The 12,002-nt window shown below is 68.0% G+C and carries 8 protein-coding genes; 2 read left to right on the top strand and 6 right to left on the bottom strand.

The window, feature by feature from the left end; translation table 11 throughout:
• Positions 1-7: 7 nt before the first annotated feature.
• The 4 genes from hpaR to folD form a co-directional block, all read right to left on the bottom strand.
• The gene (gene hpaR / locus MKD50_RS12910; RefSeq protein ID WP_240074201.1) at positions 8-526 is read right to left on the bottom strand and encodes a homoprotocatechuate degradation operon regulator HpaR; all 519 of its coding nucleotides are present in this window, start codon (positions 524-526) and stop codon (positions 8-10) included.
• 109 nt (positions 527-635) lie between these two features.
• Complete coding sequence (xth, locus tag MKD50_RS12905; RefSeq protein ID WP_172582631.1) at positions 636-1,466, bottom strand: exodeoxyribonuclease III; 831 nt, start codon at positions 1,464-1,466, stop codon at positions 636-638.
• The gene (locus MKD50_RS12900) at positions 1,463-3,547 is read right to left on the bottom strand and encodes a M3 family metallopeptidase (protein ID WP_252667289.1); all 2,085 of its coding nucleotides are present in this window, start codon (positions 3,545-3,547) and stop codon (positions 1,463-1,465) included. The genes xth and MKD50_RS12900 overlap by 4 nt, the downstream gene beginning before the upstream one ends.
• A 127-nt stretch (positions 3,548-3,674) precedes the next feature.
• On the bottom strand, positions 3,675-4,526 hold the full coding sequence (gene folD / locus MKD50_RS12895; RefSeq protein ID WP_115680008.1) for a bifunctional methylenetetrahydrofolate dehydrogenase/methenyltetrahydrofolate cyclohydrolase FolD: 852 nt from the start codon (positions 4,524-4,526) through the stop codon (positions 3,675-3,677).
• 160 nt (positions 4,527-4,686) lie between these two features.
• On the opposite strand from folD, the gene MKD50_RS12890 reads away from it, so the two are divergent.
• A complete protein-coding gene (locus tag MKD50_RS12890) occupies positions 4,687-5,367 on the top strand; it encodes a hypothetical protein (protein WP_252667288.1) in 681 nt (226 codons plus the stop codon).
• Positions 5,368-5,456: 89 nt separating this feature from the next.
• Here MKD50_RS12890 and MKD50_RS12885 read toward each other — a convergent pair whose 3' ends face one another.
• Together MKD50_RS12885 and MKD50_RS12880 are read right to left on the bottom strand one after the other, a co-directional pair.
• The gene (locus MKD50_RS12885; RefSeq protein WP_012352577.1) at positions 5,457-6,089 is read right to left on the bottom strand and encodes a response regulator transcription factor; all 633 of its coding nucleotides are present in this window, start codon (positions 6,087-6,089) and stop codon (positions 5,457-5,459) included.
• 159 nt (positions 6,090-6,248) lie between these two features.
• Positions 6,249-8,861, bottom strand: coding sequence for a PAS domain S-box protein (locus MKD50_RS12880; protein WP_252667287.1), 2,613 nt, complete (start codon positions 8,859-8,861; stop codon positions 6,249-6,251).
• 424 nt (positions 8,862-9,285) lie between these two features.
• Here MKD50_RS12880 and aceE point away from each other — a divergent pair, with 424 nt between their 5' ends.
• Positions 9,286-11,973 (top strand): pyruvate dehydrogenase (acetyl-transferring), homodimeric type, encoded by a 2,688-nt coding sequence (gene aceE, locus MKD50_RS12875; RefSeq protein ID WP_115706647.1) that lies wholly within the window; start codon positions 9,286-9,288, stop codon positions 11,971-11,973.
• Positions 11,974-12,002: the final 29 nt, after the last annotated feature.

Genomic DNA, 12,002 nt, shown 5'->3' with positions numbered 1-12,002 from the left:
GGGCGGGCTAGCCGGCTTCGCCGCCGCGTCCGGACGGCGGCGAGGCGGCGGGGGCAGGCGCAGTGGATTGTGGTGCGGCCGGCTGCGGGCCCAGGCTGGCCAGCATGGCGTCGAGCGCGCGATAGACCTCGGCCAGGCGCTCGGCCCCCAGCTGCTGCGCGAGCTGCTGGTAGCGGGCGTCGATCAGCGGTTCCATCTGCGCGATGATGTCGCGCGCGGCAGCGGTCAGGTTGACCAGCTGGCGGCGCTGATCGGTGGCCGAGCGGGTGCGTTCCACCAGCCCGGCGTCTTCCATGCCCGCCAGCATGCGCGTCAGGCTGGGGCTCAGGATCAGGCAGGCCTCGGCGAGCTGGTTGGGCTCCATCGGCCCGCGCTCGTTGAGTGTGCGCAGTACGCGCCATTGCTGCTCGGTCACGCCGAACTGCCGCAGGACCGGCCGGAAGCCGGCCAACAACGCTTCGCGCGCTTGCAGCAGCAGGTGAGGGAGATTGCGATGGCGAAACATGGCCTGGCTGGGAGGGCTCATGCCCGCAGTGTAGCGGGCGCGGCCGGGCGCGACGAGCGGGGCTTGCCCGGGCTTGCCTGAACCCGCGCCACGCGCCAGTGCGGCCGGCAGGCGCGCACGCCGCGCAGGGTCAGCCGCAATGCAGCGTCGCCACCACCGGCGTGTGGTCGGACGGCTGCTCCCACGTGCGCGGCACCCGGTCGATCACGCAGGCGGTGCACTGCCCGGTCAGCGCCGGCGACAGCAGGATATGGTCGATGCGCAAACCGGCATTGCGCCGGAACGCCAGCATGCGGTAATCCCACCACGAGAACGCCTTTTCCGGCTGCTCGAACTTGCGGAACGCATCGGCCAGGCCCAGTTCGACCAGCGCGGCAAAGGCGGCGCGCTCCGGCGGCGAGACCAGGTTCTGCCCTTCCCACTTGGCCGGGTCGTGCACGTCGCGGTCCTCCGGCGCGATATTGAAGTCGCCCAGAAGTGCCAGCCGCGGGTGGCGCGCCATTTCCTCGCGCAGCCACGCGGTCATCGCTTCCAGCCATTGCAGCTTGTAGGCGAACTTGTCTGAATCGGGCGCCTGGCCGTTGGGGAAATAGGCGCAGACCAGCCGCAGGTCGCCATAGGTCGCGGCGATCACGCGCTGCTGCGCGTCCTCGAAGCCGGGGATGTTGCGCACCACGTCGACGGGACCGGGCATGCTCGCATCGCGCGCCAGGATGGCAACGCCGTTGTACGTTTTCTGGCCGGTGTAGACGCTGTGGAAACCGGCGTTTTCCAGTTCGGCCAGCGGGTACTTGTCGTCGGGCAGCTTCAGTTCCTGCAGGCACAGCGCGTCGATCGGCGCGCCGGCCTGGTCCTGCTCGGCCAGCCACTGCAGCACCTGCGGCAGCCGCACCTTGAGCGAATTGACGTTCCAGCTGGCAATGCGCAGCGGGCCCTGGCCCGGCAGTCCCGTTGCGCTCATGCCGCCATCCCGCCGTGACGCAGCAGCGCATCGATCTGCGGCGGTCGGCCGCGGAACGCCACGAACGAGTCCATCGCCGGCCGGCTGCCGCCCACCGACAGGATCTCGCGCTGGTAGCGCGCGCCGGTTTCGCTGTCGAGCACCGTGCCCGACAGCTGCGCGGCCTCTTCGAACGCCGCGTACACGTCGGCCGACAGCACTTCGGCCCATTTGTAGCTGTAATAGCCCGCGGCATAGCCGCCGGCGAAGATATGGCTGAAGGTGTTCGGCCAGCGCGACAGCGGATGCTGCGGCACTACGTGCACGCGGTCGTTGATCTGGCGCGACAGTGCCAGCACCGAGGTGGCGCCGGCCGGGTCGAAGTCGGTGTGCAGGTGCATGTCGAACGACGAGAACACGATCTGGCGCAGCGTCATCATGCCGTTCTGGAAGTTCTTGGCCGCCAGCATGCGGTCGAACAGCGCGCGCGGCAGCGGCTCGCCGGTGTCGACGTGCTGCGTCATGCCGGTCAGCACTTCGTACTCCCAGCAGAAATTCTCCATGAACTGCGATGGCAGCTCCACCGCGTCCCACTCCACGCCGTTGATGCCCGACACGCCCAGCTCGCCCACTTGCGTCAGCATGTGGTGCAGGCCGTGGCCGAACTCGTGGAACAGCGTGATGACCTCATCGTGCGTGAACAGCGCGGGCTTGCCGCCGACCGGCGCCGAGAAATTGCAGGTCAGGTAGGCCACCGGGGTCTGCACGCCGCCGTGCTCGAGCACCTTGCGCCCGCGCGCGTCGTCCATCCACGCGCCGCCGCGCTTGCCTTCGCGCGCGTACAGGTCGATGTAGAACTGGGCCAGCAGCGTGCCATCGGGGGTGCTGACGCGGAAGAAGCGCGCGTCGGGGTGCCAGGTCTGCGCCTGCTCGGGCTGGATGCTCACCGAGAACAGCTTCTGCACCACGCCGAACAGGCCCTCCAGCACCTTGGCTTCCGGGAAATACTGCTTGACCTCGTGTTCGGAGAACGCATAGCGCTGCTGGCGCAGCTTCTCCGAGGCATAGGCCACGTCCCATGGCGCCAGCTCCGGCAGGGCCAGCTCGGCCGCGGCGAAGGCCTTCAGCTCCGCCCAGTCCTGCTCGGCGTAGGGGCGCGCCTTGACCGCCAGTTCGTCGAGGAACTTGAGCACCTCGGCGGGCGACTCGGCCATCTTCGGCACCAGCGAGACTTCGCCATAGCACTGGTAGCCCAGCATCTGCGCCTCTTCGCGGCGCAGCACCAGCTGCTCGCGCATATTGGCGGTGTTGTCCCAGTCGGCCTGGCCCTGGCCGTGCTGCGGCCCGAGTTCGGACGCGCGCGTGACGTTGGCTTCGTACAGGGTCTGGCGCAGCGCGCGGTCGTCGGCGTACTGCAGCACCGGGAAATAGGAGGGGAAGTGCAGCGTGAACTTCCAGCCGGCCTTGCCGTCCTTGTCTGCGGCGTGGCGGGCGGCTTCACGGACATCGTCGGGCAGGCCGGACAGGCGCGCCTCGTCCTCGATGAGCAGCGCGTAGGCGTTGGTCGCGTCAAGCACGTGGTCGGAGAAGGCCTTGGACAGCTGGGCCTGCTGCTCCTGGATCTCGGCAAAGCGGGGCTTCTTGTCCTCGGGCAGTTCGGCGCCGCCCAGGCGGAAGCCGCGCAACTCGTTTTCGATCAGCTGGTGGCGCGCCGCGCTCATGCCGGCGAACTCGGGGCTGGCCGCCAGCGCTTTGTACTTGTCGTACAGCGCCAGGCTCTGGCCCAGTGATGACCAGAACTCGGTCATGCGCGGCAGGTTTTCGGCATGCGCCTGGCGCAGCTCGGGCGTATCGGCGACGGCGCTGAGGTGGCTGACCACGCCCCAGGCGCGGCCCAGCGGCTCGGTGGCCGTTTCCAGCGCCTGCACGGCGTTGGCCCAGTCGGCGGGCGTGGCGGGATCCTCGGCGCGGGCGACGGCCTGTTGCGCGCGTTCCAGCAGCACGTCAAGCGCGGGGCTGATGTGCTCCGGCCGGATCTCGGCAAAGCGGGGCAGGTCGGAAAAGTCCAGCAGCGGATTGGTAGCGTTGGCGGCGTGGTCCATGGCGTGTTCTCGGTTGGCTGCTCGGTTGACTGGCCTTGGTCAGGCGATATTCCCGCAGATGGGGCCGGGGCGGCGGATTTTCCAGTGCCCCGGGTGGCGCATCGGGCGCCGGCAGCAGCGGCGGGCGTCAGCCCGCGGCGCGCTCGGCCGCTTCCAGCGTATTGATCAGCAGCATGGTGATGGTCATCGGCCCCACGCCGCCAGGCACCGGCGTGATGTAGCCGGCGACTTCGCGCACGCCGGCGAAGTCGACATCGCCGCACAGCTTGCCGTGGTCATCGCGGTTCATGCCGACATCGATCACCACCGCGCCGGGCTTGACCATGTCGGCCGTGATCAGGTTGCGCTTGCCGACCGCGGCCACCACCACGTCGGCGTCGCGGGTATGGGCGCCGATATCGCGGGTCTTGCTGTTGCAGATGGTGACGGTGGCGCCGGCCTGCAGCAGCAGCATCGCCATCGGCTTGCCGACGATATTGGAGGCGCCCACCACCACCGCGCGCGCGCCGCGCAGCGGGTACTGGATCGATTCCAGCATCTTCATGCAGCCGTAGGGCGTGCACGGGCGGAACAGCGGGGCGCCCGTCATCAGCGCGCCGGCGTTGGCCACGTGGAAGCCGTCGACGTCCTTTTCCGGCGCGATCGCTTCGAGCACCTTGTGGCTGTCGATGTGCTTCGGCAGCGGCAGCTGCACCAGGATGCCGTGGATGCGGGGATCGCGGTTGAGGGCGTCGATGCGGGCCAGCAGGTCGGCCTCGGACAGGTCGGCCGGATAGCGGTCCAGCGACGAGTGGAAGCCATTGTCCTCGCAGGCCTTGACCTTGTTGCGCACGTAGACCTGGCTGGCCGGGTCTTCGCCCACCAGCACCACGGCCAGGCCGGGCTGGTGGCCGCGTTCGGTCAGGCGCGCGGCGCGCTGGGCGGCTTCGGAGCGGATTTGCTTGGCAAGGGCGTTGCCGTCGATCAGTTGGGCAGGCATGGGAGGCAGGGCGGGGTGATGGCGAGAAGGTGACGGCGCCGGCCAGCGCAGGCGCGCGGCAGGGCCAAAGGCCGAATTATAAGGGTTGCGCGGGCCCTGTCGCACGGAGCTTGACCGCCGGCAGCCATCGCGCCGGCCTGGTACTGGTAGCATCGGCCGCATGCCTACCGCGCTTGCCTCGACGCTATCCGATCTGCTGCTGGTGCTGCTGTCCGTGTCGGGACTGCTATGGGCGCTGACGCGCCGGCCCTGGCGGCTGCTGCGCCGCGATGCGCTGCAGCATGCCTGGCTCGGCGCGATGCTGCTGGTGGCCCTGCTGTGGACGGTGCGCGCGACGCTGGCAGGCGGCATGGTGATCCAGCTGCTCGGCGCCACGCTGATGGTAACGCTGTTCGGGTTGCCGCTGGCACTGCTGTCGCTGTTCGCCGCCGACGTGGTCTCGCTGCTGGGGCTGGAGTACCTGGCCGGGCACGGCTGGAGCCAGTTCGACTGGGCCGCGCTATGGGTGCGCTATGTCTGGCTGGCGCTGCTGCCGGCGCTGCTCTCGGCGGGCCTGCAGGCGGCGATGCGGCGCCTGCTGCCGCGCCATCCGTTCGTCTTTATCCTGGGGCACGGGTATTTCACCGCTGGCCTGGCCGCGCTGGGGGCCGGGACGGCGCAGGCGGCGTGGCGCTACCTGGCCATGCCGGGACAGCCCCTGAGCCTTGCCGACACCCTGCTCGGGGCCGTCATCCTGGCCTTCGGCGAGGCCTTCCTCACCGGCATGCTGGTCGCGGTGTTTGTGGTCTATCGGCCACAGTGGGTGGTGACCTTCCGCGACGAGGATTACCTCGGGCGCTGAGCGGTGGGCGGCAGGGCGTGGGGAAGGGGCGCAGCGGGGAGCAGGTGCGGCCCACGGCCGCACCGGGCAAGGGGGGCGGGCGCAGCCGCTCAGCTGTTGCGCGACAGCGCCAGGCGCAGCAGGTCGGCGACAGTGTTGACGTTGAGCTTTTCCATGATGTTGGCGCGGTGCGCCTCCACGGTCTTGATGGAAATCCCCAGGTCGTCGGCGATCTGCTTGTTCAGGCGGCCGGCCACGATGCGCTCCAGCACCTGCTGCTCGCGCGTGGTCAGCTTGCCCAGCAGGTCTTTGGCGGCGCGCTGCTCACGCGCGGTGGAGTGGTCGGTGCGGGCCTTCTGCAGCATGCGCTCGACCAGCGCGCGCAGCTCGGACTCGTCGAAGGGCTTTTCGATAAAGTCGATCGCGCCGCGCTTCATCGTCGATACCGCCATCGGCACGTCGCCGTGGCCGGTGATGAAGACGATCGGAATATCGATCTGCTCGGCCAGCATGCGCTCCTGCAGCTCGGGCCCGCTCATGCCGGGCATGCGCACGTCCAGGATCAGGCAGGACACCTGGCTGGCGTCGTAGGCGGCGAGGAACTGCTCGGCGCTGGTGAAGCTGCGCACCTGATAGCCATTGCCCTCCAGCAGCCAGGTCAGCGAGTCGCGCATGGCTTCATCGTCGTCGACGATGAACACGGTCTCGCCGCGGTGGGGCGTGGGGTTTGGCGTTGCGGTCATGTAGTCTCCTCGGGACAACAATTCATTGCTGCGAAGTGTAACCGGCAGCGGCCCTCTGTGGCGAGACAGGCCCCCCACGTCGGAGGGGAGGCGGCGCGGCCGGCATCGGGCAGTCGGTGATGCGCAAGGGTGCGCGCGGCCCGCATGCGCGGGCTCTGGTTATTCGGCCAGGGTTTCGGCCAGCGCCGACTGCAGCGGCAGCATGATCTTGAATGTACAGCCAATGCCGTCGATATTGTTCTCGACCCACAGCCGCCCCTGGTGCGATTCGATGATCGAGCGGCAGATGTTCAGTCCCATGCCCATGCCATCGGACTTGGTGCTGAAGAAGGGCTCGAACAGCCGCTCCTTGGTGGCCTCGTCCACGCCAGGGCCCTGGTCGATCACGTCGATATGGACGTTGTCGCCGATCTCGCCGGACTCGACCCGCGCGTGCAGCCGCACCACGCCGCCGGCGCGTATCGCCGGCAGCCCAGCCATGGCCTCGACCGCGTTCTTGAGCAGGTTCACCAGCACCTGTTCGATCAGCACCGGATCGACATAGACGGTCAGTGGCGGCGCCGGCAGCCGGGTCAGGATGGTGACGCGGCGGCGCGTGGCCTCCAGGTCGGCCAGGCCCACCGCGTCGGCGACGATGTCGTGCAGCGCGGCCTCGCGCCGCTGCGGCTGGCTGCGCTTCACGAAGCCGCGGATGCGGCTGATGATGGTGCCGGCCCGCACCGCCTGCGCCGAGGTCTTCTCCAGCACCGGGATCAGGTCCTCGGGCGTGCTGCGCCCCGAATGCAGCCGCGCCACCGCGCCCATGCAGTAGTTGTTGATCGCCGCCAGCGGCTGGTTCAGTTCGTGCGCCAGCGACGATGCCATCTCGCCCATGGTGGTCAGGCGGCTGGTGAACTGCAGGCGCTCTTCATGCTGGCGCGCCATTTCCTCGGCGGCCTTGCGCACGGTGATGTCGGTGGCGATCTGCATCTGCGCCAGGTGGCCGTCGACCCACTGGATATAGCGGCGGCGCACTTCAAACCATTTCTGCATGTCGGGCACGAACACCTCGCGCGCATCCGACGCGTACGGCATCAGCTCCGATGCCGGCAGGCCGGCATAGGCATCGACATAGTCAGTGTTGTCGCTGGAGACCTGGTCCTTGTCGAGCTCGTCGCCGGCCAGCTTGACGTGGCCCTCGGCCTCCCAGCCGAACAGCTGGCGGTAGTAGCGGTTGGCGAACAGCAGCTCGGCCTTGTCGGTGGCCAGCACCGACACCGCGGCGTCCAGGCTTTCCAGCACGGTGGTGAAGCGGTCGTGCGCGGCGGCCAGTTCCTCGCGCGCGCGCTTGGGCTCGGTGATGTCCGTCATCGAGCTCATCCAGCCGGTATGGCGGCCGCGGCTGTCGACCAGCGGCGACACGTACATGCGGGCATAGAAGCTGCTGCCGTCGCGGCGCATCACGCGCATCTCGTAGCCGCCGGCGGGCGACTTGCCCTGCAGCGTCAGGTCGATCTGCTTCTGCATCTCCTGCTGGTCGTTGGGCGGCCAGTAGGGGAAGGGCGGCAGGCGCCCGACCAGGTCGTTCTCCTGCCAGCCGGTCATGCGGCAGAACGCCGGGTTGACGTAGGTGATGCGGCCGTTCAGGTCGAGTGCGCGCAGGCCGATCAGCATCGAGTTTTCCATCGCGCGGCGGAACGAGGTCTCGGCCAGCAGCGCGCGCTGCGCCTCGGAGCGGCGGCTGGTGTGCCGCCACATGCTCCACAGGCTCCACAGCAGGAAGCAGGACAGCCCCACCACCAGCCACAGCAGCATGTTGTTGGGCAGGTTCGATGCCGGCGGGTAGGCATCGGCGCGCAGCGACAGCGAATGGCCGGGCGGGTCGAGCAGCACCTCGTACGACAGCGCGTTGCCCGGCACCGGCCGCAGCGAGGTGCTGGCGCGGGTCTGGTTGTTCTTGTCGATCAGCGAGAAGCGGTAGCGCTCGGTCAGCTCGGGCGGCAGCAGGTGGGTCAGGATGCCGTTGATCGAATACAGCGCGCCCAGCGTGCCGAGGAATTCGTTGTCGCGCACGATCGGCACTTCCATCAGCATGAAGCTGTCGCCGCGCTCGTTGACCAGCGGGCGCGAGTAGACCACGCGCTGGGTCTCGCGCGCGGCGTCGAAGGTGTCGAGCACTTCGGGTTCGAGCGGCTGGTCCTGGTTCTCGCGCAGGCGGCTGGCGAACTCGGAGGTCGACGGCAGCGACCAGCGCCCGCGCTTGGTGGCGTCGAGCCAGTTGATGAAGACGATCTCGGGGTTCTCGCGCAGGATTTCTTGCGCCGCGGTGCGGTAGGCGCCTTGCTCCAGCTGCGCGGCGGCGATGTCGCGCGCGAGCGAGGCCAGCTGGTCCTGGTTGCTCAGCAGCGACAGGCGCACGCGCTGCTGCGCCCACGCCGCGTCGCGGTACAGCGCGTCGCGCTGCTGCTGGCGTTCGGTCTCGTGCAGCGACCACAGGATCACGCCCATCGCCACGGTGAAGAGCACAATGGCAACCAGCGGGATGAACATGAACCAGCTGGTGGCGACCAGGTTGCGCCAGCGCAGCCACCACAGGCCGCGCGGGGGCGCCACCGGGACGCCGTCGTCCGGTCCCAGCGCCTCGATCGGCCCCAGGCCGGCCGCCGCGGAAGGCGCATGCGGGACATGCGCGGACTCGCCGCCGGCGGCCTTGGCTGTACCCGACGCATCGGAGGGGAGCATGGCGGCGCGCAGGCTGCGGAAAAGACGGTCGAGGCGGTTGGCAAACGGCATGGGAGGGATTGACGGCTGACCGACCAGTGTACCGAGATTATTGCGGTGCGTCGCTTGGGGAAAGCGCCAATGAAATCCCTGCGCCGCGTGCCGGCGCCGGCAGGGTGCAGGCATGCGGCATGCGGGCTCGGCAGTGCTTCTTGGTGCGCCGCCGCATAATTCCACATTATAAAAAACGATATCGCAATTTGAAAATTTCCCTTGTGCTCGCCATTGGGCTTCCATAGAATCGGTCCGACCCAAGAATGCGGGCGGTAGCCATGCGCCTGCCGCGCGGAGAAACCGGAACAGGTTTCCCGGCGGCGGCCCCGATGCAAGGCGGCAATGGCGCCGATCTCCGCAAGTCGGTGCGAGTCATACGTTGAGTCGTGTCCGGCGCTGCCAGCGCGGACGCGGAAGCCAAGAATTCACCCAGGAGACAGTCATGTCCGCCGTACCAGAGCAGATCCTCGGCGCCTCGAGCGCCAACGACGCCGATCCCCAGGAAACCCATGAATGGCTCGACGCCCTGCAGGGCGTGCTGGCCGCGGAAGGCCCGGCGCGCGCCGCTTTCCTGATCGACAAGCAGATCGAATACGCCCGCGTGAACGGCGTGACCCAGCCGTTCCACGCCGAGACCCAGTACATCAACACCATCCCGGTCGAGCAGCAGGCCCGCATCCCCGGCGACCAGGACATCGAGCACCGGATCCGCTCGTACACCCGCTGGAACGCCATGGCGATGGTGCTGCGCGCCAACAAGCACACCAATGTCGGCGGCCATATCTCGTCGTTTGCCTCGGCGGCCACGCTGTACGACGTCGGCTACAACCACTTCTGGCGCGCCCCGTCGGAGCAGAGCGGCGGCGACCTGGTCTTCGTGCAGGGCCACTCGGCGCCGGGCGTGTACTCGCGCGCCTTCCTGCTCGGCCGCCTGACGCCCGACCAACTCGATAACTTCCGCCAGGAAGTCGACGGCAAGGGCATCTCGTCGTACCCGCACCCGTGGCTGATGCCGGATTTCTGGCAGTTCCCGACGGTGTCGATGGGCCTGGGCCCGATCATGGCCATCTACCAGGCCCGCTTCATGAAGTACCTTGACAGCCGCGGCCTGGCCAAGGCCGGCGACCGGAAGGTCTGGGCCTTCCTGGGCGACGGCGAGACCGACGAGCCGGAATCGCTGGGCGCGATCGGCATGGCCGGCCGCGAGAAGCTCGACAACCTGGTCTTCGTCATCAACTGCAACCTGCAGCGCCTGGACGGCCCGGTGCGCGGCAACGGCAAGATCATCCAGGAACTGGAGTCCGAGTTCCGCGGTGCCGGCTGGAACGTGATCAAGGTGGTGTGGGGCAGCAAGTGGGATTCGCTGCTGGCGCGCGACACCAAGGGCCTGCTGATGAAGCGCATGATGGAATGCGTGGACGGCGAGTACCAGACCATGAAGGCCAAGGACGGCGCCTACGTGCGCGAGCACTTCTTCAACACGCCTGAGCTCAAGGCGATGGTCGCCGACTGGTCCGACGAGGACATCTGGCGCCTGAACCGCGGCGGCCACGACCCGCACAAGATCTACGCCGCCTACAAGGCCGCCAGCGAGCACAAGGGCCAGCCTACGCTGATCCTGGCCAAGACCATCAAGGGCTATGGCATGGGCGACGCCGGCCAGGCCATGAACGTCGCGCACCAGCAGAAGAAGATGCCGGTCGACGCGATCCGCAAGTTCCGCGACCAGTTCAACATCCCGGTTGCCGACGACAAGCTGGAAGAAGTGCCGTACATCACCTTCGAGGAAGGCTCGAAGGAACTGGAATACATGCGCCAGGCGCGCATGAACCTCGGTGGCTACCTGCCGGCGCGCCGGCAGAAGGCCGAAGCGCTGCAGGTGCCGGAGCTGAAGGCGTTCGAAGCCCTGCTCAAGGCCACCGGCGAAGGCCGCGAAGTGTCCACCACCATGGCCTTCGTCCGTATCCTGAACACGCTGCTGAAGGACAAGCAGATCGGCAAGCACGTGGTGCCCATCGTCCCGGACGAGTCGCGCACCTTCGGCATGGAAGGCCTGTTCCGCCAGGTCGGCATCTGGAACCAGGAAGGCCAGAAATACGTGCCGGAAGACCATGACCAGCTGATGTTCTACAAGGAATCGCAGACTGGCCAGGTGCTGCAGGAAGGCATCAACGAAGCCGGCGCCATGTGCGACTGGATCGCTGCCGCCACGTCGTACTCGACCCACGGCGTGCAGATGATCCCGTTCTACATCTATTACTCGATGTTCGGCATCCAGCGTATCGGCGACCTGTGCTGGGCCGCCGCCGACATGCGCTCGCGCGGCTTCCTGCTGGGCGGCACCGCCGGTCGCACCACGCTGAACGGCGAAGGCCTGCAGCATGAAGACGGCCATTCGCACGTGTTCCACGCCGTCATCCCCAACTGCATCTCGTATGACCCGACCTTCCAGTACGAGCTGGCGGTGATCATGCAGGACGGCCTGCGCCGCATGTACGCCGAGCAGGAAGACGTCTACTACTACCTGACGGTGATGAACGAGAACTACGAGCACCCGGAAATGCCGGCTGGCGTAGAGCAGGACATCGTCAAGGGCATGTACCAGTTCCGCAAGGGCGTCGAGAACAGCAACGCGCCGCGCGTGCAGCTGCTGGGCTCGGGCACGATTTTCCGCGAGGTGATCGCCGCCGCCGAGCTGCTGAAGAAGGACTGGGGCGTCGAGTCCGACCTGTGGGGCTGCCCGAGCTTCACCGAGCTGGCGCGCGACGGCCAGGCCGCCGAGCGCTTCAACCTGCTGCACCCGGCCGAGACCCAGCGCGAAGCCTTTGTCACGCAGAAGCTGAAGTCGGCGCGCGGCCCGGTGATTGCCTCGACCGACTACGTGCGCACCTTCGCCGAACAGATCCGTCCGTACGTGCCGCGCCGCTACGTGGTGCTGGGCACCGACGGCTTCGGCCGCTCGGACACGCGCGAGAAGCTGCGCCACTTCTTCGAAGTGGACCGCTACTGGGTCACGCTGGCCGCGCTCAAGGCGCTGGCCGACGAGGGCGCGATCGGCCGCGACAAGGTCGCCGAGGCCATCAAGAAGTACAACCTCGACCCGAACAAGCCCAACCCGATGTCGGTCTGATCCGGCAGCCTGCACCCACCCCCGCAGTA

It is taken from the genome of Cupriavidus mimosae, from assembly GCF_023952485.1.
Lineage (GTDB): Bacteria > Pseudomonadota > Gammaproteobacteria > Burkholderiales > Burkholderiaceae > Cupriavidus > Cupriavidus taiwanensis_C.
The sequence above is the reverse complement of the archived record's forward strand: the minus strand, read 5'-3'. Positions and strand labels throughout refer to the sequence as shown.